This window comes from Nocardia sp. CA-136227 (assembly GCF_050955695.1).
Taxonomy (GTDB): Bacteria; Actinomycetota; Actinomycetes; order Mycobacteriales; family Mycobacteriaceae; genus Nocardia.
The window spans coordinates 672,683-696,077 of the sequence record NZ_CP192081.1; the positions used below are offsets into that span (position 1 = coordinate 672,683).

The following is a 23,395-nucleotide window of genomic DNA, read 5'->3' on the forward strand; positions in this document are numbered from 1 at the left end:
TCCGTTATCCCAACGGCGGGTTGCCTTGCGGTTACCCGTAGAATGGCTCTCGCCCCCAGCCCGCCGAACAGGGAGCAAACGGTGAATCTCCCCGCCTCCGCCACGACCGTTGATCAGGACGAGAACGAACCGCGCGAAGAGTGTGGTGTGTTCGGTGTCTGGGCACCGGGCGAAGATGTGGCAAAGCTCACGTATTACGGACTATACGCATTGCAGCATCGCGGGCAGGAGGCGGCGGGCATCGCGGTCGCCGACGGCTCGCAGGTGCTGGTATTCAAGGATCTCGGCCTGGTCAGTCAGGTCTTCGACGAACAAACCCTGGCCGCCATGCCCGGCCACGTGGCCGTCGGCCACTGTCGTTACTCCACAACCGGTTCCACCACCTGGGAGAACGCGCAGCCGATCTTCCGCACCACCGCGGTCGGAACCGGAATCGCGTTGGGCCACAACGGAAACCTGGTCAACACCGCCGAATTGAGCGCCCGCGCACGGGAACTCGGTCTGGTCACCGGCCGCCTGGCCGGCGGTATGGCCGCCACCTCCGACTCCGACGTGATGACCGCGCTGCTCGCGCACGCCGCCGCCGACAAGAGCATCGAGCAGGCCGCCATGGAGCTGCTGCCGACCCTGCAGGGCGCGTTCTGCCTCACCTTCATGGACGAGCACACCCTCTACGCCGCCCGCGACCCGCACGGGGTGCGCCCGCTGTGTTTGGGTCGCCTCGACCGCGGCTGGGTGGTCGCCAGTGAGACCGCCGCCCTCGACATCGTGGGCGCCTCGTTCGTCCGCGAGATCGAGCCGGGCGAACTGCTCGCCATCGACGCCGACGGCGTGCGCTCCCTGCGCTTCGCCAACCCCACCCCCAAGGGCTGCGTCTTCGAATTCGTGTACCTGGCCCGCCCCGACTCCACCATCTCGGGCCGTTCGGTGCACGCCACCCGCGTCGACATCGGCCGCCGCCTGGCCGCCGAACACCCCGTCGAGGCCGACCTGGTCATCCCGGTCCCGGAATCCGGCACCCCGGCCGCCGTCGGCTACGCGCAGGGCTCCGGCGTCCCCTACGGCCAGGGCCTGATGAAGAACGCCTACGTGGGCCGCACCTTCATCCAGCCCAGCCAGACCATCCGCCAACTCGGAATCCGGTTGAAGCTCAACCCGCTTCGCGAGGTCATCCGCGGCAAGCGGCTCATCGTGGTCGACGACTCCATCGTGCGCGGCAACACCCAGCGGGCGTTGATCCGCATGCTGCGGGAGGCGGGCGCCTTGGAGATCCACGTCCGGATCGCCTCCCCGCCGGTCAAGTGGCCCTGCTTCTACGGCATCGACTTCGCCTCGCGCGCGGAGCTGATCGCCAACGGCGCGGGCCCCGACGGCATCGAGGGCGAGAGCCTCGACGACATGGTGGAGGGCGTGCGCCGCTCCATCGGCGCGGACAGCCTCGGCTACATCTCCCTCGACAGCATGGTCGCCGCCACCGAACAGCCGCGCTCGCGGCTGTGCTGCGCCTGCTTCGACGGCGAGTACCCGATCGCGCTGCCGGTGGAAACCGCCATCGGCAAGAACGTGCTCGAGGGCATGCTGTCCGGCACCACCGAAACCGAGCTGCTGGCCGACAACGCCAACGCCTCGGCGCTGAGTCGCCCCTAGCGCTCAGCGCTGAGTGGCCACCGCGCAAGCGGTCTCGGCGCCCGCTCGCGCAATCGCGAACGGGCGCCGTGGCTTTCCCGTGACTACCCGCCCGCACGCATAACGGGTGGACGGTCGCAACGCCGTGCGCCTCCGGTGCGCAACGGCGCTCCTGCTAGCGTGAGCAGGCATCTATCCGACGATTCGGCTTGGAGCTCTCCCCGACAATGACTGAACAGACCCCCAGTGGTGCCGGTGCCTCGTATGCGGCGGCCGGCGTCGATATCGAAGCCGGTGACCGCGCAGTCGAGCTGTTCGCGCCCCTGGCCAAGAAGGCCTCCCGCCCCGAAGTGCAGGGCGGTCTCGGCGGCTTCGCAGGACTGTTCGCACTGAAGGGCGGCTACAAGGAGCCCCTGCTCGCCGCCTCCACCGACGGCGTCGGCACCAAGATCGCGGTCGCGCAGGCGCTCGACAAGCACGACACCGTCGGCCTCGACCTGGTCGCCATGGTCGTCGACGACCTGGTGGTCTGCGGCGCCGAACCGCTGTTCCTGCAGGACTACATCGCCGTCGGCAAGGTGGTCCCGGAACGCGTCGCGCAGATCGTCTCCGGCATCGCCGAGGGCTGCGTCATCGCCGGCTGCGCCCTGCTCGGTGGCGAGACCGCCGAACACCCGGGCCTGATGGGCGTGGACGACTACGACCTGTCCGCCACCGGCGTGGGCGTCGTCGAAGCCGACGCCGTGCTCGGCCCGGACCGTGTCCGCCCCGGCGACGTCGTCATCGGCATGGGCTCCTCGGGCCTGCACTCCAACGGCTACTCGCTGGCCCGCAAGGTGCTGCTCGACATCGACCGCATGTCCCTCACCGGGCACGTCGAGGAATTCGGCCGCACCCTCGGCGAGGAACTGCTCGAGCCGACCAAGATCTACGCCAAGGACTGCCTGGCCCTGATCGCCGAGACCGACGTGCGCACCTTCTGCCACGTGACGGGCGGCGGCCTGGCCCAGAACCTGGCCCGCGTGCTCCCCGCCGGACTCGTCGCCGAGCTCGACCGCGGCACCTGGAACCCGGCCCCCGTCTTCAAGATGATCGCCCAGCGCGGCCGCGTCGAGCGCCTGGAGATGGAGAAGACCTTCAACATGGGCGTCGGCATGGTCGCCGTCGTCGCGCCCGAGGACGCCGACCGCGCGCTGGCCGTCCTCACCGCCCGCCACATCGACTGCTGGACCCTCGGCACGGTGAAGAAGGCCAAGGACGCCGACGCCGCCCGCGTCGCGCTGGTGGGCGACCACCCGCGCTTCTAGCAGACAGAGAACGGCCCCGGCACTCGCGAGAGTGCCGGGGCCGTTTGTCTTTTCGCCGGTAGGAAGGGGGACCGGCAGTAGTTGTTCGCCGCGGATGCTCAGCGAATGGCTCCGACCTCGGGGCATATCGACGTGCTAAAGGGGAAGGCCATAGTGGGCCTCCCCCTTACACGGCGAAAATCCGAGGTCAGCGACGCCAGTCGTCGTAGTCGTCTTCGTCCCAGCCCGCACGCGAGTCCTTCGCGTCGTGCTCGTCGGAAAGCACAGCACCACTCAGCTGCGTGTCGGAGGGACTCCCCGACAGTTCGCGCTGAAGGCTCGTGAAGTCGGTCGACGGTGAGCTGTACTTGAGCTCACGTGCAACCTTGGTCTGCTTTGCCTTAGCCCGGCCACGGCCCATGGCTGACCCCCTCGCGTCACTGCGGGGCGGCCTGGGGTGGGTTTGGCGGCCCCGTTCGAATTAATACTCTTCCTGACGAACACTTTAGCGTGTGTCAGGCGGTCGCGCTTCCAGGAGTGGGGGATAAACGTCCCGGGGCCGGGACCGGCGACGACCGGGCGATCCTGAAAACCCTGCCGACCGGCTACGACAGGACGCCGGGAATCGCTCGAATGATGCCGACGCGAGCTCCGCCGCCCAGCACCGCGGGCGTTGCCAGCTCAGCGTGCGCATCGGTCCACTCGACCCCCATACGCTGGAGAATGGCCAGCGTCAGCGGAAGCCGCGCGCGATCGGCGCCGTCATCGATCTTGTACGCGAAGGCCGAACCGTCCGGCAGCGCACCCGCGTGCACACCGTCCGCGCCGATCTTGCACACCAGTCCCGGCGTCGCGGACATAACGCGAAAATCGGGGCCGTCCGTGCCGGAAATCACTCGCGGATGGGTCCGGATCGCGTCCGCGACACGGCGTTCCGGCGCACCCTCGGGCGCGGTGGCGAACGCCGCGTAGGCGCGGGCCAGATTCACCAGCGACACCGGCACGATGGGCAGGCCGCACCCGTCGATACCGAGATCGGTTTCCGGCTCACCGGTCACCTCGGCCACGGTGTCCAGCACCGCCTGCTGCAACGGGTGCCCGACCTCGAGGTAGCCGCGGGTCGGCCAGTCGTTGATCGCGCAGGTGGCGAGCATGGCGGCATGTTTGCCGGAGCAGTTCATGAAGATCCGTCGAGCCGCCTTGTCACGGTCGGCGCCGGCCAGCACCCGGGCCCGGGCCTGCTCCTCGAACGGCAGATCCGGCGGGCACTCCAGATCGTCCTCGGTGAAACCGAAGCGGTCCAGCAATCGCTGCACCAGCTCCACGTGATCCGGCTCGCCGAAATGCGAGGCGGTGGCGATGGCCAGCTCGGCGTCGTCCACCGGTTCGAAACCGTTGCGCAGCAGGGTGAGCGCCTGCAGCGGCTTGTTGGTGGAGCGCGGGAAGATCGGGCCGTGCACCGCACCCACCTCGACCAGCGGCTCACCGTCGGGGCGCAGCACCACCGCGGAACCGCGGTGCACGCACTCGCGGAAACCGGACCGCACCACCTCGACCAGATCGACGCTCATCGGTGCCCCTTCGCTGTCATCGGGCCGCCGCGGTGTGGCGGCGGCGGTGACGGTCGATCTGCATGCGGACGTCGTCGGAGATGGTGGGCTCGGCGGATTCCAGCAACTCCAGGCGCCCGGGGTCCGCGCCGGTGAACAGATCGCGGACGGTGACCCCGTGCTCGGGCACGTGCACCACCCGCACCTCGTCGCCCGCGCTGATCCCGCCCTCGGTCAGAACTCGCAGGTAAGCGCCCGTGTTCGCCTGTGCCGTAAAGCGTTTCACCCACTGCGGCTCACCGGCGCGCCACTGGAAGGTGGCGCACGGGACCCGCGGCGCGGACACCTCGAGCAGGGTGTCGCCGATGGCCCAGCGCTCACCGATCACCGCGTCACTCACGGGGAGCCCGGCGATGCGCAGGTTCTCGCCGAACCAGCCCGCCGCGAGGTCGCGGCCCAGTTCGGCGGACCAGCCCCGCGCGTCCTCCTCGGCGTAGGCGTAGACGGCCTGGTGGGTGCCGCCGTGATGCTTGGTGTCGCACACGTGGTCGCCGTCCAGGCCGAGGGCCCGGACCGGAACCCGGTGCGGCACCGGACGTTTGTCGATGGCGGTGCGGCCCACCTTCGAGGACTTGGCGGGCACCTCGAGTTCGGCGTGCACGACGCAGACGGCCAGCACCCGGCCGACGGGGGTGACGATCATCGGCCGCGCAGCTTCTCGACGGCGAGCCGCCCGGCCTGCGGTTCGTCGTGCGTGGGCATCGAATCCGCGTCGATGGCCGCCGCGCACGGGCCGGCCACCAGTTCGGTGTCCACCGGGATGGTGCGTTTGATCAAGGCCAGCGCGATCGGGCCGAGCTCGTAGTGGTCGATCACCGTGCCGAGCGTGCCGACCGCGCGGCCACCCGCCGTCACCGGATCACCGGACGCCGGACGGGAATCCGCCGAGCCGTCCAGGTGCAGCAGCACCAGGTGCCGGGGCGGCTTGCCGAGATTGTGCACCCGCGCGACCGTCTCCTGGCCGCGGTAGCAGCCCTTGTTCAGGTGCACGGCGCCGTGTTCGGCGGGGCCGCCGATCCAGTTCACCTCGTGCGGGATGGTGCGGTCGTCGGTGTCCAGGCCCAGGCGGGGGCGCAGGGCGGCCACCCGCAGCGCCTCGAACGCCCACAGGCCCGCGGCCGCCGCGCCCGCGTCGCGCAGCTTGGTCCACCAGGCGGCGAGCTGGTCGCGGGGGACCAGCAGGTCGAAGGAGTCGGCGGTGGGCCAGGGCATGCGGCGCAGGAAGCCCCCGCCGGGCAGCGGGACCGCGCGGTAGGTGTCGGGCAGGGCGGGCACGCCCAGGGCGTCGACGAGGTCGGCCGCGGCCGGGCCCAGCAGGCTCAGGACCGCGTGGTCGTTGGCGTCGACGGGCTTGGCGTCGGCCCAGAACACCATCTTCTGCAGGAAGCTCAGCAGGTCGGGTCCGCGGGCTCCCTCGGTGTCGATCCACACCGTGCCGTCGAGTTCGGTGAGCACGAAGTGGTTCAGCACGCGGCCGTTGAGATCGAGGTCCAGGTTCTCCGCGGACTCTCCGTCACCGAGATTCGCGACGGCTTGGCTGGAGATGGTGTGCAGCCAGCTCAGCCGTTCCTTGCCGGTGATCGAGAGCACGAACCGGTGGGAGCGATCCACCACCGCGACCCGCTCCGCCGCCGCGCGCTGCTCCCCGAAGGGATCGCCGTAATGCCACGCGACCGCGGCATCCGGTGACTCCGGCAGACCCGCGACAGCCCCTGGAACCTGCAAGATCGGACTGGCAACCGAGGAGGACACGACTCCACCCTAGCGGCTCGCGGCGACAGGCCTCGGGCGCACGGCTCGGGAACGGGCCCCGGACCGATGTCGTCCCGGAGACGCGCCGGTGGCGCATTTGGGCAGGTTTGAAACGCGAGCACCGCTTCCAGCAGGTCGTGGCAGGTGGCTTGACGGGCCGGGTGGCACAGTATGGCACCCAGGACCCGTCGACTCCCCTAGGCTCATCACATGGTGGAACGGGTTCTGGTGACACTCGACGGCGCGATCCGGGATCCGGACGCGCCGTTGTTGTATGCGGACGATATCGGTGCGTTGCGGGGCGACGGCGTCTTCGAGACGGTGCTGGTGCGCGACGGTGTGCCGTGCGCGCTGGAAATGCATCTGGCGCGGCTACGGCGTTCGGCGGAGGCGCTGGATCTGCCCGCGCCGGACCTCGAGGCGTGGCGGTTCGCGGTCGAGTTGGCCGCCGAGGAATGGGGCAAGGACCGCGAGGGCACCCTGCGGATGGTCCTGACCCGCGGACGTGACAGCGATCACGGCGGAGCCGGCCAACGTCCGGCGAACAAGACCGGCGATCTGGCCGGAGCCGAACCCGCCACCACCGGTTACGTTTTCGTGGTCGGCGTCCCCGCGCGGGTGGAAAAGGCGCGCACCGAAGGCGTTTCGGTGATCACCCTCTCCAAGGGCATCTCCATCGACCTGGCGCAGAACGCGCCGTGGCTGCTGATGGGCGCGAAAACCCTGTCGTACGCGACGAATATGTCCGCGCTGCGCTTCGCCCAGCGGATGGGCGCCGACGACGTCATCTTCACCAGCACCGAGCACCGCGTCCTCGAGGGTCCGCGCTCGACTGTGGTCGTGCAGCGCGACAACCAGCTCATCACCCCGCCCGCCCGCAACGGCGTCCTGCCCGGCACCACCCAGCGGGCGCTGTTCACACAGGCGGAGAAGGCGGGCTGGGAGTGCCGCTACGAGCCGCTGTTCACGGCCGACCTGATCACCGCCGACGCTGTGTGGATGCTGTCCTCGATCACTCTGGTCGCGCGGGTCAATTCGCTGGACGGACTGCGCATGTCGCCGCCGGAGAACGCGGCCGAGATCGTGGAGATGGTGAACCGCGGCATCGCGCTCCCCGGGAGCCTCGCCGACTGGTAGTCCCGATCACGTTCCAGCAAATATCGGGCTCACTGTGGCGAGGCATACGTTGATCCGCGCCTCCCGACGCGTAGTCTCTATTACTACGTCATGTCGTAGATCGGCAGGGAGGTCGGATGAGCGTCGTAGATCTGGCGCGCTGGCAGTTCGGAATTACCACCGTCTATCACTTCATCCTGGTGCCGCTCACCATCGGCCTCGCACCGCTCGTCGCGGGCATGCAGACCGCGTGGGTGATCACCGGTAAGGAGCACTGGCTCAGGCTCACAAAGTTTTTCGGCAAACTGTTCCTGATCAACTTCGCCCTCGGCGTCGCCACGGGCATCGTGCAGGAATTCCAGTTCGGCATGGGCTGGAGCGAATACTCCCGCTTCGTCGGCGACGTGTTCGGCGCCCCGCTGGCCATGGAGGCGCTGGTCGCCTTCTTCATGGAATCGACCTTCCTGGGCCTGTGGATCTTCGGCTGGACCCGGCTGCCGAAGAAGGTGCACCTGGCGTGCATCTGGCTGGTCGCCATCGGCACCAACGCCTCCGCCTACTTCATCATCGCCGCCAACTCGTTCATGCAGCACCCGGTCGGCGCGGAGTACAACCCGGAGACCGGTCGCGCCGAACTGCACAGCATCTGGGCGGTGCTCACCAACAACACCACCCTCGCCGCCTTCCCGCACGTCATCGCCGGAGCCTTCCTCACCGCGGGCACCTTCGTGGCGGGCATCGCCGGCTGGTGGATGGTGCGCAATGCCCGAAAAGCCAAGGCGGAAGGCAACGACGCGCTCCTCGAGGACGCCCGCACCATGTGGCGGCCGAGCGCGCGCATGGGCCTGTACGTCGTGCTCATCGCCGCGGTGGCGCTGATCTTCACCGGTGACATCCAGGGCAAGCTGATGTTCAAACAGCAGCCCATGAAGATGGCGTCCGCCGAATCGCTCTGCCACACCGAGACCGATCCGGACTTCTCCGTGCTGACCGTCGGCACCCACAACAACTGCGACAGCGTGGATCACCTCATCGAGGTGCCCTACGTGCTGCCGTGGCTGGCCACCGGCGAATTCACCGGTGTCACCCTGCAGGGCGTCAAGGACCTCCAGGTCGAGTACAACCAGAAGTTCGGCGTCGGCGACTACCGGCCCAACCTGTTCGTCACCTACTGGTCCTTCCGCGCCATGATCACCTGGATGGCCGGCTCGATCCTGTTGGCGCTGGCCGGATTCTGGGTCACCCGCCGCGGCCGGGTCCCGGACCAGACCTGGTTCAGCTGGCTGTCGCTGATCGCGATCGCCACCCCGTTCCTGGGCAATATCTCCGGCTGGATCTTCACCGAGATGGGCCGCCAGCCCTGGGTCGTCGCACCCAACCCGACCGGCGACCAGCACATCCGGATGACGGTGCAGCAGGGCGTCTCCGGGGTCTCGGCGGGCACGATCCTCACCTCGCTGATCGTGTTCACCGCGCTCTACGGACTGCTGGCCATCGGATGGTTCTATCTGATGCGCCGCTACGTGATCGCCGGACCCGAACAGGCATCCACCCCGGACACCCCGAAGATGACCGGGGAGCCCGTCGAGAAGCTTTCCTTCGCCTACTAGGAGCCGAGGATGAGTCTCCCTGAATTCTGGTTTCTGCTGATCGCGGTCCTGTTCACCGGCTACTTCGTGCTGGAGGGCTTCGACTTCGGCGTCGGCATGCTGATGCCGATCATCGGGCGCGGCGACGAGCAGAAGAAGCGCACCGTGCTCAACACCATCGGACCGGTGTGGGACGGCAACGAGGTGTGGCTGCTCACCGGCGGCGGCGCCATGTTCGCCGCCTTCCCGGAGTGGTACGCCAGCCTGTTCTCCGGGTTCTACCTGGCGCTGCTGCTCATCCTGGTCGGGCTGATCGCGCGGGCCTGCGCCATCGAATGGCGCGGCAAGATCAATGACCCGCGCTGGCGCACCTGGTGCGACATTGGTATCGGCCTGGGCTCCTGGATCCCCGCACTGGCCTGGGGTCTGGCCTTCGCGAACATCGTGCACGGGGTGAAGCTCAACGAGCGCAAGCAGATCGAGGGCAACTTCTTCGACCTGCTCAACCCCTACGCCTTGCTCGGCGGGCTGACCACGCTGCTGCTGTTCATGCTGCACGGCGCGCTGTTCATCGCCCTCAAGACCGGCAACGAGGTCCGCGACGACGCGCAACGCATCATCCGCGTGCTCTTCGTGCCCACCGCCGTCGTGGTGGCCGCCTTCGGCGTCTGGACCCAGCTCGCCCACGGGCACGGCTGGACCTGGATTCCGCTGGCGCTGGCCGTGATCGGACTGCTGGTCGCGGGCTTCGCCGCGAGCCAGGGGCGCGACGGCTGGGCGTTCACCGGCACCGCGATCACCATCGCGGCCGCCACCGTGCTGCTGTTCGGGTCGCTGTTCCCGAATGTGCTGCCGTCCACCATCAACGACGCGTTCAGCCTCACCGTCGATGGCCGCGACGGCACCGTCGCCGCCTCCTCCACCCACTACACGCTGGTGGTGATGAGCTGGGTCGCGGTGGCGCTGGTCCCGGTCGTGCTGGTCTACCAGACCTGGACGTACTGGGTGTTCCGCAAGCGGCTCACCATGGAACAGATCCCGGCCCCGATCGGGCTGCCCATGGAATCCGCGAAGAGCTGAACCCGGGGCGCGCCGCCCCCGGAAGAACTTGGGCGGCGCGTCTTTTCGCAGAGGAGATCGACCATGGCACGACCGGTGGACCCGCGGCTGTGGCGGCACGCCCGCTCCGCGCGCCGGTATCTCGGACTCAGCGTGGGACTCTCGCTGATCACCACCGGATGCATCGTGATCGGGGCGCTCGCCCTGGCCCGGGTGCTCGCGGGGGTCGTCACCGAACCGGAACACCGCCGGATCGGTTCGTGGACGGTCGAATTGGCGGTGTTCGCGGCCGCCGTGCTGTGCCGGGTGGCCGCCACCTGGTGGCAGTCCCGGCTCGCGCACCGGGCCGGGGCGCAGGTCGTGGCCGAACTCGAGACCGCCGCCCTGGCGGCCGGGGCCCAGCTCCCGCCGCGCGAACTGGAGAGCCGCCGTACCGAACTCGCGGTCGTGGTCGGCTCCGGGCTCAGCGGGCTGCGGGCCTACCTCGCGGGGTATCTGCCCGCCCTGATCCTGGCCGCCCTCGTGCCCCCGGTGGTGCTGGCCGTCATCGCCGTCCACGACTGGGTGTCCGGCGCGATCATCGCCGTCACGCTGCCGCTGATCCCGATCTTCATGATCCTCATCGGGCTGCTCACCCAGGGGAAGTCCGCGGACACCCTGGCCGCGACCACCCGGCTGTCGGATCAACTGCTGGACCTGTTCGCGGGCATGCCCACCCTGCGCGCCCTCGGCCGCGAGACCGCCAAGGGGCCGGCGCCGCAGGATGATTCGGCCCGCAGCATGGCCGGACGCGTCCGCGAACTCGGCGACGCCCTGCATCGGCGCACCATGGCCGCGCTGCGTCTGGCCTTCCTGTCCTCGATGGTGCTGGAGATGCTCGCCACCCTGTGCGTGGCCCTGGTCGCCGTGTCCATCGGCATGCGACTGGTCTTCGGCCACATGGGCCTCTACGCCGGGCTGCTCGCCCTGATCCTCGCCCCCGAGGTGTACCTGCCGCTGCGCGCCGTCGGCGAACGCTTCCACGCCGCCCAGGACGGAATGGCCGCGGCCGAACGGGCTTTCGCCATCCTCGAACCCGACGCCGACGCCGCGCCCGCGGCCCCCGCCGGAACCGTGCGTCGAAACCTGCTCGGCCACATCGAGATCCGGGACCTCGGCATCACCGCCCGCGACGGCAACGCGCCCGACGGCCTCACCGCCACCCTCCAGCCCGGCGAGGTCGCCGTCCTCACCGGCCCCAACGGCTGCGGCAAATCGACCGCCCTGCAAGCCGTCCTGGGCCTCCTCGCCCCCGACACGGGCACGGTCACCGTCGACGGCACCCCCGTCCCCGAGCTGGACCCCGACGAATACTGGTCCTCCATCGCCTGGCTCCCGCAACGCCCGGTCCTGCTCCCCGGCACCCTGCGCGCCAACCTCGAACTCCTCGGACCCCCGTCCGGGGACGACCAGATCGACGCCGCCTGCGCCGCCACCGGTTTCGACGCCGTCCTCGACACCCTCCCGGACCGCTGGGACACCGTCGTCGGCGCCGGCGGCGTCGGCCTGTCCCTCGGCCAGCGGCAGCGCCTGGCCCTGACCCGTACCCTCGCGGCCCCCCGCTCGATCCTGCTCCTCGACGAACCCACCGCCCACCTCGACGACGCCGCCGAGGCCACGGTGCTCGCGGCCCTCACCGCCCGTGCCCGCGCCGGCGCCACCGTCGTCGTGGTCGCCCACCGGGCCTCGGTCCTCGCGGTCGCCGACCGCATCGTCGAAGTCCGCGCCACGCGAACGACACTCGACGACCCGGAGGCGAGTGTCACCGGATCGGGCCGGGAGGTGTCGACGCGATGAGGGCGGTCATGGCCGACTTCCGGCGGATCCGGGAACTCCTCGAACTGTCGCGGGCGCGTATGGCGCTCTCGGTCGGCTGGGGCGTGCTCGCGCTCGGCAGCGGGCTCGGACTGGCCGCGCTCGCGGCCTGGCTGATCGCCCGGGCCTGGCAGATGCCGCCGGTCCTGGACCTGAGCCTGGCCGTGGTGACCGTTCGGGCACTGGGCATCTCGCGAGGGTTGTGCCGGTATCTCGAGCGGCTCGCCACCCACGACGTCGCGCTGCGGGCCATGAGCACGGCACGGACCACCACCTATCGCACGCTGGCCGGCGCGAACATCTGGCGGCCGCGACGGACCGGCACGACCGGTGCCGCGAGTCTCGGAGCAGTGGACGAGGCGGGCGGTTCCACCGGTTCGCCCCGGACCGAAGCCGAGACCCGGCACGGGGATCCGACCCAGTTGCGCCGGGGCGAACTGCTCGGGCGAGTGATGAGCGATATCGACGACCTCGGAGCCGTGGTGGTGCGGGCGTTCGTGCCGATCGCGGTGGCGGTGATCCTGTCCCTGCTCGCGGTCGGACTGCTGGCGAGCATCTCGGTGCCCGCGGCGGTGATTCTGGCGGTGGCGCTGGCGGTGTCGGGGATCGTCGCGCCCTGGCTGTCGGCGCGGGCGGCCGAAGAGGCCGAACTGGCGGTGCGGGCCGACCGCACCGAGTTCACCGCCGAGGCGCTCACCGTGCTGGATCACGCACCCGAATTGCGGGTCGCGGGACGGCTTTCCGAAGCGGTCGGCGCGGCCACCGCGGCGGGGCGGCGCGCGGTCGCGGCGGAGGACCGGGCGGCGGCGCACGGCGCCTGGGCGGCGGCGGTGCTGCCGCTGTCCATCGGGGCCAGCGTGCTGGGGGCGCTGCTCATCGGGATCGTGTTGTACGGCGGCGGATCTCCGGTGCCGACCGCCGGGTTCCAGACCGTCGCGCCCGGCGGCATCTCGCCGATGGCGTTCACGGTGCTCGTGCTGGTGCCGCTGTCGGCCTTCGAGGCGGTCGCGGTGCTGCCCGCCGCCGCGCAGGCGCTCACCACCGGCCGCGCCGCCCTGCGCCGCCTCGACGAGCTGGAAGCCGGAGACCCGGCTCGCCCCGAATCCGAGCCTGCCGCACCGAAATTCCCGGCCCTGCCGCCGGGCCGCCGGATCGTGGTGACCGGGCCCAGCGGTGCGGGGAAGACGACCCTGCTCATGGCATGGGCGGGCCTGTTCGGCACACCCGAGCCCGGCGTCACCTTCTTCGCCGAGGACGCGCACCTGTTCGCCACCACCGTGCTGGAGAACCTGCGCGTCGCCCGCGGCGACATCACCGCCGCCGAGGCCGATGCCGCCCTGCGCGCGGTCGGGGCGGGGGAGTGGCTGGACTCACTGCCCGACGGCGTCGAGACCGATCTGGTCGGGGGAGCCGCCGCGGTCTCGGGCGGCCAGCGTCGCCGGATCCTGCTGGCCCGCGCCCTGCTCTCGCCCGCGCGGGTGCTGCTGCTCGACGAACCCACCGAACATCTGGAGGCGGAGGCCGGGGCCGACTTGCTGCGCCGCCTCCTGGACGAATCGAGCGGCCTGGTGGATCGCGACCGCAGGGTCGTGGTCGTCACCCACCAGCTGCCCTCGGACGCCAAGGCCGACACCATCGTTCGCGTCGAACCCGGCGGCGCGATCGACATCGGTCCCCGTATTCCCGAAACCACGGTCTGACCTGCCTTTTCGCAGTCCGCGAAAATACGTTGCCGCAACTGCCGGATCCGACTAATTTCGTCGGTACACAGGAAGGAGGTGGTTCGAGAATGATTTCTAGGACGCGTGAGGTGGCTGCCAGCTAGGCGCTACCGCTGCAATCGGATTCCGATCGCGCGAGCCCTCGCGAATCCACGGCAGTCACCCGGCCCCCGAGTTACGGTCCGTCCGACCGGACTTGCGTGAAGAACGTTGCATCCTTCCGCAGGTACAACTCGGGGGCCGTACCTATTCCGCCTCCCCGAGACTTCAGCGGGCGGCTGAGAGCCGTTGGCCCCGGCATTCCGTGCCTGCGCTGGGTGCCGAAACAATTTTGGGGGTACCCCAGGAGGTACCCCCATCGCAACGAAATCAGTTGTCTCGCGCCGAACGGCAGTTTCAGCCGATGTAGCGCTTGAGGCGGGCCGAGAGTCGCGGCTCCAGTGCGCCGTCGGCCGCGATGCGCTCCTCGACGTAGCCCAGGTCGCCGCCCTCGACGATGCCGTAGAGCCGCTTCGCGCCGCCCACCACGATGCCGGACTGGCTGCGGATCACCACGTCGGTGGCCAGCTCCCAGGACGACTGGGTCAGGGCCTGGCCGTAGAACAGCTCGACGATGCCGGTCGAGTGCGTGAGCAGCAGCTCCAGCACCTCGTCGTCGCCGTCGATGCCGACCCGCCAGAAACCGCTCTCACGCAGGTCCGGGCCGTCGTACTCGCCCTCGGTGGTCAGCTTCCAGGACCGGGCTTCCCAGGTCAGGTAGTCGCCGCCGTCGTGGGCGACGACGATCTGCTGACCGAAGCGGTAGTCGCCGGTCTCGGGGTCGTTGCCCTCGCCCTCACCGCGCCACACGCCGACCAGCGGCAGCAGCGCGAGCATGGACGAGCTCAGATCGGGGCCCAGCCGCAGATTCGCGGTGTCCACGGGCAGCGGCAGATCGGGGAGCGTCGGAACGTTCAGCCCCCCGGTCGACTTGGCCCGCTCGACCGCCTCCGCGACCGCCTGGTCGCCGCTGCGGCGCGAACCGGCGGCGTCATCGGACGCCGAGCCGTTGGCCACTCCGTTTTCGGTGTTCTCGTGGGCCGGATCTGTCACGACTCGGTGAACAGCCGGTAGAGGACGTACAGACCGAACCAGGCGATCAGCACGGACACGAGTACCAGCAGAATTTCGAAGGTAAGCACCACGTCTCGGAGTCTAATCGCACCGCCGCGATCCGGTGAAAACGACCCCGGGAAAATCGCGCCGACAGACGAGAACGGCCCCGGGATCATGAATCCCGGGGCCGTTCTTGATGTTTCGCTTACTTGGCGACGGTGACGTCCACGTTGTGGATGCCGTTGCCCTCCGGCGACACCTCGGCGGTGCCGTTGCCGGACGCCGACAGCGCGCGCAGGGTCCACGAGCCCGGCGCGGCGAAGAAGCGGAAGTCGCCGGTGCCCGAGGCCACGACCTCGGCGGTGAAGTCGCCGTTGCCATCCAGCAGGCGGACGAACGCGCCACCGACGGTCTGGCCGTCAGCGGTCAGGACGCGGCCGGTGATGACCGTCTCCTTCTCGACGTCGACGCCGGCCGGGATGGCCTGTCCCTGGGTAGGTGCTGCACACATATTGATTACGCTCCCAACTCGATCGGTACACCGACGAGGGAACCGTATTCGGTCCAGGACCCGTCGTAGTTCTTGACGTTCTGGTGGCCCAGCAGCTCCTGCAGCACGAACCAGGTGTGCGAGGAACGCTCACCGATGCGGCAGTAGGCGATGGTCAGCTTGTCGCCGTCCAGCCCGGCCTCCTTGTAGATCTCCGCCAGCTCGGCGTCGCTCTTGAAGGTGCCGTCCTCGTTCGCGGCCTTCGACCACGGCACGTTGATGGCGGTCGGGATGTGGCCCGGACGCTGCGACTGCTCCTGCGGCAGGTGCGCCGGAGCCAGGATCTTGCCCGAGAACTCGTCGGGCGAGCGCACGTCGACCAGGTTCTTGGCGCCGATGGCGTCGACGACCTCGTCACGGAAGGCGCGGATGGACAGGTCCTGGGCGGAGGCCTTGTAGTCGGTGGCCGGGCGCACCTTGACGTCCTTGACCAGCGGGCGGCCGTCCAGCTCCCACTTCTTGCGGCCACCGTCGAGCAGCTTCACGTCCTGGTGGCCGTAGAGCTTGAAGTACCAGTAGGCGTAGGCGGCGAACCAGTTGTTGTTGCCGCCGTACAGCACCACGGTGTCGTCGTTGGAGATACCGCGCTCGGACAGCAGCGCGGAGAACTGCTCCTGGTTCACGAAGTCGCGGCGGACCTGGTCCTGCAGGTCCTTCTTCCAGTCGAGACGCACGGCGCCCTCGATGTGCCCCAGGTCGTAGGCCGAGGTGTCCTCGTCCACCTCGACCAGGACGACGCCCGGGGTGTTCAGGTTCTCTTCGACCCAGTCTGCGGAGACCAGGACATCGGAGCGAGCCATGTTGTTCCTTTCGGTGCGGTGCCGTGTTCAGGCGTTGCGTTCGTGTGGCTGAGTAATAGGAATGGTCAGGGGCGGAGTCGGGCGACCAGCGGATAGATCTGGCAACCCAGGCAGATGCCGAACGCCGCGTTCAGGAAGGCCGCGAACAGTGCGAATCCGGCGAAGATCGAGCCCACCACCGTGCTGCCGGCGGCGAAGCCGATCACGCCCAGCACCGCGAAGATCAGACCCACCAGCTGTGCGAACCGCAGCGGGGCAACGGGTTCCAGCTCGGTCGGCGCGCCGTTGCGCGGCGCGACCAGGGTGGCGTAGATCCGGCCGTACGGGCTGCGCTTGGGGCCGGTGGCCGCACCCAGGCCGAAGACCACGGCCTGCGCGGCCAGCAGTACGGCGGCTGCGGGGACCGAGACGGAAGCGAGAATCAGGACCAGGGCGAGCACCGCGGTGGTGATCCAGGCCGCGAACCGGGGACCCCGGACGTCGACCTGCTCCACGGGCGGTGCGCTCGTAATGGTGTTCGACATGGAAGGAAGTACTCCTGCGCTCGAGGATGTATTGGCCAGATCGCCGGAGGATCGACATGATCTCTCAACAGCGGGGGATACAACCGGTCGGCGACAGAGTTATAGAAAGGCCGACCGGCTAGCGGCACAGGCAGCAACAACCACCGAGCCGGCACAGGTCTACCGTGCGGCGTCGGGTGAGCATCAGCTCGCGGTTGGATTGCACGAGAGGGAGTTTACCCAATTTTCGGGGGAAATTGGACCCGGGGTCCGTAATGCTGGTCACTCATCGGACGCGGCGGCCGTCAAAGAGGCCATTGACGTGCGCAGATCCGCGGCCTTCGGAACGCCGGAGATCCGGAAGCGTTCCAATCCTCGAGAATCCAATCCGAAAGTGGTCGGCAGCGAGAGCACGTTCAGCTCCCGGGCGAGCTCCGCGAACTCGTCGATGTCGACCTCCAGATCCAACGGCGGCAGCTCGGCGTCGGCCAGTTCGGCCACCACGCCCGCGACCACGCGCCGCACGGCCGCGCACGGGCCGCACCAGTCGGCGGAGAAGTGCAGGACGGTCGGGCGCCCCGGGACAACCCCGGCCGCGGCCAACAGGGCGGCCCGGTTGGATTCCGGTTCGAGCGGCCGCGGCGCGACGGCGCGCTCGCGCACCCGGCCCTCGTTGCGGCGCAGCAGCAGGCCGACGGCGACCGCCGCGACCAAGATGACCGCCAGGATTCCGAGGGCGATCATCTCTGTAGCCGATCCAGGTCGACGGTCACGGCGCGACCGGTGCCCTCCACCACGATCTGCCCGGCATTGGCCTCCACCGAGGTGGGCGCGATGCCGAACGGCATATTGCGGGTGTCGATGGTGTGGGTGAAGCGGGCCAGGATGGCGGGCTTGTCCTGTTCGGAGATGACGGTCCGATCCTGTTCGGGCAGTACCGAATCGGAGTCGGACTGCAGATCGCGCCCGGCGATCGATATCGCGGTGATGCGTACCTCGGCGCCCTCGAGTTTCAGTTCGGCCAGCACGTGGACCTTCTTCTTGGCGACCTTCTGCGCGGTGTCCGCGCGCGAATCGGTGACCGCGACGGTGTCGGCGTTCGGGCCGATCGGCACGGTGCCCTCCAGGATGATGATGCCCGTGGTGCTGGGACCGGTGCTGGCGGCATTGCCGGAGCCGTCGGACTTGTCGGTGGGCGGGCCGAAGACCTGGAGGTCCGGAATCTTGAACAGCCGGCCGAGCTCGTTGGGTTCGATGCGCATGCGAGCCTGCACCTCGTCGACCGGGACCTGCGCCACCTCGCCGTCGATCAGCTGACGCATGGGCAGGCGGACGCCCTTCAGATTGGCCTCGACCATGATCTTGCCGGGGATGTCGGGGCGCATGGCCCGGGCGCGGATGTCCATATTGATGTACTCGCCGTCCAGGGACTGGACCACGAACGGGTGGCGCAGCGACTCGTGGAAGGTGATCTCCGGGTCGGCGCTCAGATCCGAACCGGTTCGCAGTAGCCGTGAGACGCGGTACTCGGAGTAGGCCGCGACCCCGAAATCGAGCAGCACGACCAGCCCTGCCAGGCAGAGCAATCCGATGAGCAGCCTCCGGAAACGCATAGCTGCACACTAATAGGGGGCCGTCGCCGATCCGCGTCGGATCCACCTACGGGAGTCCGCTCGGGAGGGGCGGACGCTGGTGATTCGCGCCGTCAACCCGCCCATGGCGGCAGCGGGGGGCAATTCCGAGACACCACAGGCTAATGTAGGCAGCGATTACCTGTGATGACCTGCATGAGGTAGTGGCCGACAGCGCGGTAGCCACACACATGCCAGATGGGATGGAGGGCCCCCATGGAGCTGCTCCTGCTGACCTCCGACCCCAACCCCGAGGCGGTGCTGCCGTCGCTGGCGTTGCTGCCGCATCACGTGCGGCCCGCTCCGACGGAGGTGGCGTCCCTGCTCGAGGCGGGATCCGCCGACGTGGCGCTGGTGGACGCGCGCACCGACCTGGCCGCCGCGCGCGGACTGTGTCGTTTGCTGGGGAGCACCGGCTCGTCGGTGCCGGTGGTGGCCGTGCTGACCGAGGGCGGTCTGGTCGCGGTGAACGCCGACTGGGGCCTGGACGACATCCTGCTGCCCGGTACCGGGCCCGCCGAACTGGACGCCCGGCTGCGACTCCTGGTGGCGCGCAACGGCGGCGTGGCCAGCCCGGAGAACACCGGCAAGATCACCCTCGGTGAGCTGGTCATCGACGAGGGCACCTACACCGCGCGACTGCGCGGCCGCCCGCTGGACCTGACCTACAAGGAGTTCGAGCTCCTCAAGTACCTGGCGCAGCACGCCGGCCGGGTGTTCACCCGCGCCCAGCTGCTCCAGGAGGTCTGGGGCTACGACTTCTTCGGTGGCACCCGCACCGTGGACGTGCACGTGCGACGACTGCGCGCCAAGCTCGGCAGCGAGTACGAGTCGCTGATCGGCACCGTGCGCAATGTCGGCTACAAGGCGGTGCGCCCGGCGCGCACCCCGGGCAAGGGCGACGCGGTCACCTTCCCCGACTCCGACGGCACCGACGACTCCGAGCTGACCTCGGCGAACGGCGCGATCTGATGGCCTCCTGGACCGAACGGCCCGATTCCGAGACGGCCGGGCAGGTGCGGGCGTTGCTGGAGCGGGCCACCGCGGCCGACGGCGTGGCCCCGGTGTCGGAGCAGGCGGTGCTCTCGCTGGCCGGAACTGATTCGCCCGCAAGACATCTGGTGGACATCCGGGACGGCGTGGTCGTGGGGTACGCGAACCTCGTGCCGGCGCACGACGAGCACCCCGCGATGGCGGAGGTGGCGGTCGATCCGGCGGCACGCGGTCGCGGTATCGGCGCAGGTCTGGTGGCTGCCGCGCTGGCGGCCGGGGGTCCCGGCGCGCGTGTGTGGGCGCACGGTGATCTGCCGCCCGCGCGGGCGGTGGCGGCCCGACTGGGCTTGTCCGTTTCGCGTGAATTGTGGCAAATGCGTAGAGAACTGGCTAACTCTGAGCTACCCGAGCTGGCGGTACCCGCCGAACTCGAACTGCGCACCTACGCCGGGCCTTCCGACGACGCCGAACTGCTCCGCGTGAACGCCTCGGCCTTCTCCTGGCATCCCGAACAGGGCGGCTGGACCCAGCGCGATATCGACGCCCGCCGCGCCGAATCCTGGTTCGACCCGAAGGGTCTGTTCATCGCCGTGGATCCGGCCCACCCGGACCGCATCCTCGGATTCCACTGGACCAAGGTGCATTCCGACGAGACGCCGCCGATCGGCGAGGTCTACGTGGTCGGCATCGACCCCGACGCGCAGGGGCGCGGCCTCGGCCGGCTGCTCACGCTGGCGGGTCTGCACTATCTGAAGGACCGCGGCCTGGACGCCGTGCTGCTCTACACCGAGGGCGACAACACCGCGGCCGTGCGCACCTACACCCGGCTCGGATTCACTCGATTCCACATCGACGTCGCCTACTCCAGCGTGTCGTAAATTACGCTCGGCAACGGTGCGGCTAATGTCACACGTGGTGCGCCGCAATCAGGGTGGGTTGTTCATCTGTCGTTCACCTGCCCTGGTCCAACTGTCTACCAGCCGCCCTTACGTTGCAAGTGGGCCGCAGACCGCTGCCCGGTGCGCTAGTTCGCAGCGAACAGCCGCCAAACGCGCCCGTCCGACCGTTGAGGGGTTGGACGTGCAAGTGATTCCCCCGGAGGAATTGGTGAATCTCAAGCGCAGCAGCGCCCTGCTCGGTGTGTTGGCCGCGGCCGGCGCCCTGACTCTGTCGGCTTGTGGCAGTGACAACAACGCCACCGGCGGCGGCGCCAAGATCGATGTCGCCTGTGGCGGCAAGACCTCGCTGAAGGCCAGTGGTTCCACCGCGCAGAAGAACGCGATGGACCGCTTCGTCGCCGCGTACCAGACCAACTGCTCGGGCGCGAAGCTCGACTACACCGGTTCGGGCTCGGGCGCCGGCGTCAACGAGTTCATCGGCAACCAGACCGATTTCGCGGGCTCCGACTCGCCGCTGAACGCCGAGAAGGGCGAGACCGACAAGGCCGCCGCTCGTTGCGCCAGCCCCGCCTGGAACCTGCCGGCCGTCTTCGGCCCGATCTCCGTGGCCTACAACCTGCCCGGCATCGAGGACCTGGTCCTGGACCCGCCGACCATCGCCAAGATCTTCTCCGGTGACATCACCGCGTGGAACGACCAGGCGATCCGGGCCCTGAACACCAACAAGGCCGACAAGCTGCCGTCGGACAAGATCGGCGTGATCTTCCGCTCCGACGAGTCGGGCACCACCGACAACTTCCAGAAGTACCTGACCACCGCCGGTGGCTACACCAAGGGCGCCGGCAAGGCGTTCAACGGTGGCGTCGGCGAGGGCGCCAAGGGCTCGGACGGCACCTCGGCCGCGGTCGCGAACACCAAGTTCACCATCACCTACACCGAGTGGTCCTTCGCCAAGGCGCAGAAGCTGTCCTCGGTGCGCGTGCTGACCACCGCCACCTCCAACGACCCGAAGCCGGTCGAGCTGACCGCCGAGTCCGCGGGCAAGGCCGTCGACGCCGCCAAGATCAAGGGCGAGGGCAACGACCTGGTGCTGGACAACAGCTCGATCTACAAGCCCACCGCCGCGGGCGCGTACCCGATCATGCTGGCCACCTACGAGATCGTCTGCTCGAAGTACAGCGACGCCGACACCGCCAAGGCCGTCAAGGCGTTCCTGACCTCCGCGGTCGGCAACGGCCAGACCGGTCTCGCCGAGTCCGGCTACGTGCCGCTGCCGGACGCGTTCAAGACCAAGCTCACCACCGCGATCAACGCCATCTCCTGATCGCCTGATCGAAACACGATGACCGTGCACGACGACATTGCATCCGCGGGTCTGTCCGTTTCGACCGACCCGCGGGAAGACCGTGCCCAACTGCCGGGGGATACTGCGCTCATGCCGACCGAACCCAGCACCACCCCGGCCGCGGGGCGCGCACCCAAGAAGTTCGGCGCGGAGTTCGCTTTCCGCTCGGCGGCCACGGCCGCCGGCGGGATCATCGTCGCCGCCATCGCCCTGATCGCCCTGTTCCTGCTGATCCGGGCGTGGCCCTCGATCATGGCGAACAAGGCGAACTTCTTCACCACCACCGAGTTCAACGTCAAGGACGAGAACAACCTGCGGTTCGGCATCAAGGACCTGTTCATGGTCACGGTGCTGAGTTCGCTGTTCGCCCTTGCCATCGCGGTGCCGATCGGGGTGGGGATCGCGCTGTTCCTGACGCAGTATTCGCCGAAGGCGCTGGCGCGTCCGTTCTCGGTCATCGTGGATCTGCTGGCCGCGGTGCCGTCGATCGTGTTCGGTCTCTGGGGATTCCTGGTCGTGGCCCCCAAACTGGGGCCCTTCCAGGACTTCCTGAACAAGCACCTGAGCTGGCTGTTCCTCTTCTCCGACGGCAATGTCAGCATTGCCGGCGGCGGCACCATCTTCACCGCGGGCGTGGTGCTCGCGGTGATGATCCTGCCGATCATCACCTCGGTCTCCCGGGAGGTGTTCGGCCTGACCCCGCGCTCGCACATCGAGGCGGCGCAGGCGCTGGGCGCCACCAAGTGGGAGGTCGTGCGCCTCACCGTGCTGCCCTTCGGCCGCTCCGGCGTGATCGCCGGTTCCATGCTGGGCCTGGGCCGCGCGCTCGGTGAGACCATCGCGGTCCTCATCGTGCTGCGCACCTCGACCAAGGCGGGCGGCTGGTCGCTGTTCGACGGCGGCTACACCTTCGCCTCGAAGATCGCCTCCGCGGCTTCGGAATTCAGCTCGAAGCTGCCGACCGGTGCCTACATCGCCGCCGGTTTCGTGTTGTTCGCACTGACGTTCGTCGTCAACGCACTGGCTCGGCTCGCCGCCGGCGGGAAGGTCAACGGATGACCACCACACTCGACAAGCCGATCAAGGCGCCGACCTTCCGGCACGTCAGCCCCGTTCGCCGGATCAAGAACAACGTCGCCACCGGTCTGGTCTGGTTGTGCTTCGGCCTCGCGCTGGTTCCGCTGCTGTGGGTGCTGTTCGTGGTGCTGCAGAAGGGCGGGGCCATCGTGGCCTCGGTCGGCTGGTGGACCAAGTCGCAGAACGGCGTCCTGCCCGACCAGCGCACCGGCGGTGTCTATCACGCCATCTACGGCACCATCGTGCAGTCCGGCATCGCCGCGGTGATCGCGGTGCCGCTGGGCATCATGGCCGCGGTCTACCTGGTCGAGTACGGCCGGGGCTGGCTGGCCAAGACCACCACCTTCATGGTCGACATCCTCGCGGGTGTGCCCTCGATCGTGGCCGCGCTCTTCATCTTCGCGCTGTGGATCGCCACCTTCGGCAACCCGCAGAGCGCCTTCGCGGTGTCGCTGGCCCTGGTGCTGCTGATGCTGCCGGTGGTGGTGCGCAGCACCGAGGAAATGCTCAAGCTGGTTCCGGACGAACTGCGTGAGGCGTCCTACGCGCTCGGTATCCCGAAGTGGAAAACCATTGTGCGGATCGTCATTCCGACCGCCGCGCCCGGCATGATCTCCGGCATGCTGCTGGCCGTCGCCCGTGTCATGGGTGAGACCGCGCCGGTGCTGGTGCTGGTGGGTTACTCCAAGGCGATCAATTTCGATGTCTTCAACGGCAATATGGCCTCGCTTCCGCTGCTGATGTACCAGGAGCTGTCGAACCCCGAGCCCGCCGGCCGCGAGCGCATCTGGGGTGCCGCGCTGACCCTGATCCTGATCATCGCGCTGCTGTACCTCGCCGCCGCGGCGGTCAACAAGCTGCTCACGCGGAACCGATAGAAGGAAAGACT

22 protein-coding genes are annotated in these 23,395 nt (G+C 68.9%); 12 read left to right on the forward strand and 10 right to left on the reverse strand.

What is annotated here, in order from left to right; all coding sequences use genetic code 11:
• The first annotated feature begins 42 nt into the window (after positions 1–42).
• Both purF and purM read left to right on the forward strand, forming a co-directional pair.
• Positions 43–1,647 (forward strand): amidophosphoribosyltransferase, encoded by a 1,605-nt coding sequence (gene purF, locus ACQP06_RS03185; RefSeq protein WP_433670350.1) that lies wholly within the window; start codon positions 43–45, stop codon positions 1,645–1,647.
• A 206-nt stretch (positions 1,648–1,853) separates the two neighbouring features.
• Complete coding sequence (purM, locus tag ACQP06_RS03190) at positions 1,854–2,933, forward strand: phosphoribosylformylglycinamidine cyclo-ligase (protein ID WP_357089620.1); 1,080 nt, start codon at positions 1,854–1,856, stop codon at positions 2,931–2,933.
• A gap of 187 nt (positions 2,934–3,120) precedes the next feature.
• Here the strand turns inward: purM and ACQP06_RS03195 are convergent, their stop codons facing one another.
• The 4 genes from ACQP06_RS03195 to ACQP06_RS03210 all read right to left on the reverse strand — a co-directional run bounded on the left by ACQP06_RS03195 (position 3,121) and on the right by ACQP06_RS03210 (position 6,274).
• Entirely contained in the window at positions 3,121–3,333 is a 213-nt protein-coding gene (locus ACQP06_RS03195) for a DUF3073 domain-containing protein (protein WP_213558229.1), read from the reverse strand.
• Positions 3,334–3,517: 184 nt separating this feature from the next.
• Complete coding sequence (locus tag ACQP06_RS03200) at positions 3,518–4,483, reverse strand: asparaginase (protein ID WP_433670352.1); 966 nt, start codon at positions 4,481–4,483, stop codon at positions 3,518–3,520.
• A 16-nt stretch (positions 4,484–4,499) separates the two neighbouring features.
• A complete protein-coding gene (locus tag ACQP06_RS03205; protein WP_433670354.1) occupies positions 4,500–5,165 on the reverse strand; it encodes an MOSC domain-containing protein in 666 nt (221 codons plus the stop codon).
• Positions 5,162–6,274 carry a YgfZ/GcvT domain-containing protein gene (locus ACQP06_RS03210; protein WP_433670356.1) on the reverse strand — a complete coding sequence of 371 codons (1,113 nt, stop codon included), beginning with the start codon at positions 6,272–6,274 and terminating at the stop codon, positions 5,162–5,164. Before ACQP06_RS03210 ends, ACQP06_RS03205 begins: the two co-directional genes overlap by 4 nt.
• 210 nt (positions 6,275–6,484) lie before the next feature.
• Here ACQP06_RS03210 and ACQP06_RS03215 point away from each other — a divergent pair, with 210 nt between their 5' ends.
• From ACQP06_RS03215 to ACQP06_RS03235, 5 genes are all read left to right on the forward strand, one after another.
• On the forward strand, positions 6,485–7,411 hold the full coding sequence (locus ACQP06_RS03215; protein ID WP_433670358.1) for an aminodeoxychorismate lyase: 927 nt from the start codon (positions 6,485–6,487) through the stop codon (positions 7,409–7,411).
• 116 nt (positions 7,412–7,527) lie between these two features.
• A complete protein-coding gene (locus ACQP06_RS03220; protein WP_404204293.1) occupies positions 7,528–9,000 on the forward strand; it encodes a cytochrome ubiquinol oxidase subunit I in 1,473 nt (490 codons plus the stop codon).
• A 9-nt stretch (positions 9,001–9,009) separates the two neighbouring features.
• The gene (gene cydB, locus ACQP06_RS03225) at positions 9,010–10,059 is read left to right on the forward strand and encodes a cytochrome d ubiquinol oxidase subunit II (protein WP_433670360.1); all 1,050 of its coding nucleotides are present in this window, start codon (positions 9,010–9,012) and stop codon (positions 10,057–10,059) included.
• A 63-nt stretch (positions 10,060–10,122) separates the two neighbouring features.
• Entirely contained in the window at positions 10,123–11,874 is a 1,752-nt protein-coding gene (gene cydD, locus ACQP06_RS03230) for a thiol reductant ABC exporter subunit CydD (protein ID WP_433670362.1), read from the forward strand.
• Positions 11,871–13,592 carry an ATP-binding cassette domain-containing protein gene (locus ACQP06_RS03235; protein WP_433670364.1) on the forward strand — a complete coding sequence of 574 codons (1,722 nt, stop codon included), beginning with the start codon at positions 11,871–11,873 and terminating at the stop codon, positions 13,590–13,592. Before cydD ends, ACQP06_RS03235 begins: the two co-directional genes overlap by 4 nt.
• Positions 13,593–14,009: 417 nt before the next feature.
• On the opposite strand, the gene ACQP06_RS03240 is transcribed toward ACQP06_RS03235, so the two are convergent.
• The 6 genes from ACQP06_RS03240 to ACQP06_RS03265 form a co-directional block, all read right to left on the reverse strand.
• A complete protein-coding gene (locus ACQP06_RS03240; protein WP_433673224.1) occupies positions 14,010–14,669 on the reverse strand; it encodes an FABP family protein in 660 nt (219 codons plus the stop codon).
• A 244-nt stretch (positions 14,670–14,913) separates the two neighbouring features.
• Positions 14,914–15,219: a DUF1416 domain-containing protein gene (locus ACQP06_RS03245; RefSeq protein WP_379105858.1), complete on the reverse strand. Its 306-nt coding sequence runs from the start codon at positions 15,217–15,219 to the stop codon at positions 14,914–14,916.
• Between the two features lie 5 nt (positions 15,220–15,224).
• The gene (locus ACQP06_RS03250; protein ID WP_433670366.1) at positions 15,225–16,058 is read right to left on the reverse strand and encodes a sulfurtransferase; all 834 of its coding nucleotides are present in this window, start codon (positions 16,056–16,058) and stop codon (positions 15,225–15,227) included.
• Positions 16,059–16,123: 65 nt separating this feature from the next.
• Positions 16,124–16,582 carry a DUF4395 domain-containing protein gene (locus tag ACQP06_RS03255; RefSeq protein WP_433670368.1) on the reverse strand — a complete coding sequence of 153 codons (459 nt, stop codon included), beginning with the start codon at positions 16,580–16,582 and terminating at the stop codon, positions 16,124–16,126.
• A 261-nt stretch (positions 16,583–16,843) separates the two neighbouring features.
• Positions 16,844–17,305: a thioredoxin family protein gene (locus ACQP06_RS03260; protein ID WP_433670369.1), complete on the reverse strand. Its 462-nt coding sequence runs from the start codon at positions 17,303–17,305 to the stop codon at positions 16,844–16,846.
• Positions 17,302–18,174, reverse strand: a complete 873-nt coding sequence (locus tag ACQP06_RS03265) for an LmeA family phospholipid-binding protein (RefSeq protein ID WP_433670371.1) — start codon at positions 18,172–18,174, stop codon at positions 17,302–17,304. Before ACQP06_RS03265 ends, ACQP06_RS03260 begins: the two co-directional genes overlap by 4 nt.
• Before the next feature lie 234 nt (positions 18,175–18,408).
• Here ACQP06_RS03265 and ACQP06_RS03270 point away from each other — a divergent pair, with 234 nt between their 5' ends.
• The 5 genes from ACQP06_RS03270 to pstA all read left to right on the forward strand — a co-directional run bounded on the left by ACQP06_RS03270 (position 18,409) and on the right by pstA (position 23,384).
• On the forward strand, positions 18,409–19,164 hold the full coding sequence (locus ACQP06_RS03270) for a winged helix-turn-helix transcriptional regulator (RefSeq protein ID WP_357089585.1): 756 nt from the start codon (positions 18,409–18,411) through the stop codon (positions 19,162–19,164).
• Positions 19,164–20,063 carry a mycothiol synthase gene (gene mshD, locus ACQP06_RS03275; RefSeq protein WP_433670373.1) on the forward strand — a complete coding sequence of 300 codons (900 nt, stop codon included), beginning with the start codon at positions 19,164–19,166 and terminating at the stop codon, positions 20,061–20,063. The genes ACQP06_RS03270 and mshD overlap by 1 nt, the downstream gene beginning before the upstream one ends.
• Positions 20,064–20,292: 229 nt before the next feature.
• The gene (gene pstS / locus ACQP06_RS03280; RefSeq protein WP_433673225.1) at positions 20,293–21,408 is read left to right on the forward strand and encodes a phosphate ABC transporter substrate-binding protein PstS; all 1,116 of its coding nucleotides are present in this window, start codon (positions 20,293–20,295) and stop codon (positions 21,406–21,408) included.
• A 111-nt stretch (positions 21,409–21,519) separates the two neighbouring features.
• Positions 21,520–22,488, forward strand: a complete 969-nt coding sequence (gene pstC, locus ACQP06_RS03285; RefSeq protein ID WP_433670375.1) for a phosphate ABC transporter permease subunit PstC — start codon at positions 21,520–21,522, stop codon at positions 22,486–22,488.
• Positions 22,485–23,384 (forward strand): phosphate ABC transporter permease PstA, encoded by a 900-nt coding sequence (gene pstA / locus ACQP06_RS03290; RefSeq protein WP_433670377.1) that lies wholly within the window; start codon positions 22,485–22,487, stop codon positions 23,382–23,384. Before pstC ends, pstA begins: the two co-directional genes overlap by 4 nt.
• Positions 23,385–23,395 lie beyond the last annotated feature (11 nt).

Bases quoted from the DNA above. Each gene is read 5' to 3' on its own strand.
- purF (WP_433670350.1), top strand. From the start codon at position 43: ATGGCTCTCGCCCCCAGCCCGCCGAACAGGGAGCAAACGGTGAATCTC.
- ACQP06_RS03245 (WP_379105858.1), bottom strand. From the start codon at position 15,219: ATGTGTGCAGCACCTACCCAGGGACAGGCCATCCCGGCCGGCGTCGAC.
- ACQP06_RS03195 (WP_213558229.1), bottom strand. From the start codon at position 3,333: ATGGGCCGTGGCCGGGCTAAGGCAAAGCAGACCAAGGTTGCACGTGAG.
- ACQP06_RS03265 (WP_433670371.1), bottom strand. From the start codon at position 18,174: ATGCGTTTCCGGAGGCTGCTCATCGGATTGCTCTGCCTGGCAGGGCTG.
- ACQP06_RS03220 (WP_404204293.1), top strand. From the start codon at position 7,528: ATGAGCGTCGTAGATCTGGCGCGCTGGCAGTTCGGAATTACCACCGTC.
- ACQP06_RS03250 (WP_433670366.1), bottom strand. From the start codon at position 16,058: ATGGCTCGCTCCGATGTCCTGGTCTCCGCAGACTGGGTCGAAGAGAAC.
- ACQP06_RS03270 (WP_357089585.1), top strand. From the start codon at position 18,409: ATGGAGCTGCTCCTGCTGACCTCCGACCCCAACCCCGAGGCGGTGCTG.
- ACQP06_RS03215 (WP_433670358.1), top strand. From the start codon at position 6,485: ATGGTGGAACGGGTTCTGGTGACACTCGACGGCGCGATCCGGGATCCG.
- ACQP06_RS03205 (WP_433670354.1), bottom strand. From the start codon at position 5,165: ATGATCGTCACCCCCGTCGGCCGGGTGCTGGCCGTCTGCGTCGTGCAC.
- cydB (WP_433670360.1), top strand. From the start codon at position 9,010: ATGAGTCTCCCTGAATTCTGGTTTCTGCTGATCGCGGTCCTGTTCACC.
- pstA (WP_433670377.1), top strand. From the start codon at position 22,485: ATGACCACCACACTCGACAAGCCGATCAAGGCGCCGACCTTCCGGCAC.
- pstC (WP_433670375.1), top strand. From the start codon at position 21,520: ATGCCGACCGAACCCAGCACCACCCCGGCCGCGGGGCGCGCACCCAAG.
- purM (WP_357089620.1), top strand. From the start codon at position 1,854: ATGACTGAACAGACCCCCAGTGGTGCCGGTGCCTCGTATGCGGCGGCC.
- ACQP06_RS03260 (WP_433670369.1), bottom strand. From the start codon at position 17,305: ATGATCGCCCTCGGAATCCTGGCGGTCATCTTGGTCGCGGCGGTCGCC.
- cydD (WP_433670362.1), top strand. From the start codon at position 10,123: ATGGCACGACCGGTGGACCCGCGGCTGTGGCGGCACGCCCGCTCCGCG.
- ACQP06_RS03235 (WP_433670364.1), top strand. From the start codon at position 11,871: ATGAGGGCGGTCATGGCCGACTTCCGGCGGATCCGGGAACTCCTCGAA.
- ACQP06_RS03255 (WP_433670368.1), bottom strand. From the start codon at position 16,582: ATGTCGAACACCATTACGAGCGCACCGCCCGTGGAGCAGGTCGACGTC.
- ACQP06_RS03200 (WP_433670352.1), bottom strand. From the start codon at position 4,483: ATGAGCGTCGATCTGGTCGAGGTGGTGCGGTCCGGTTTCCGCGAGTGC.
- mshD (WP_433670373.1), top strand. From the start codon at position 19,164: ATGGCCTCCTGGACCGAACGGCCCGATTCCGAGACGGCCGGGCAGGTG.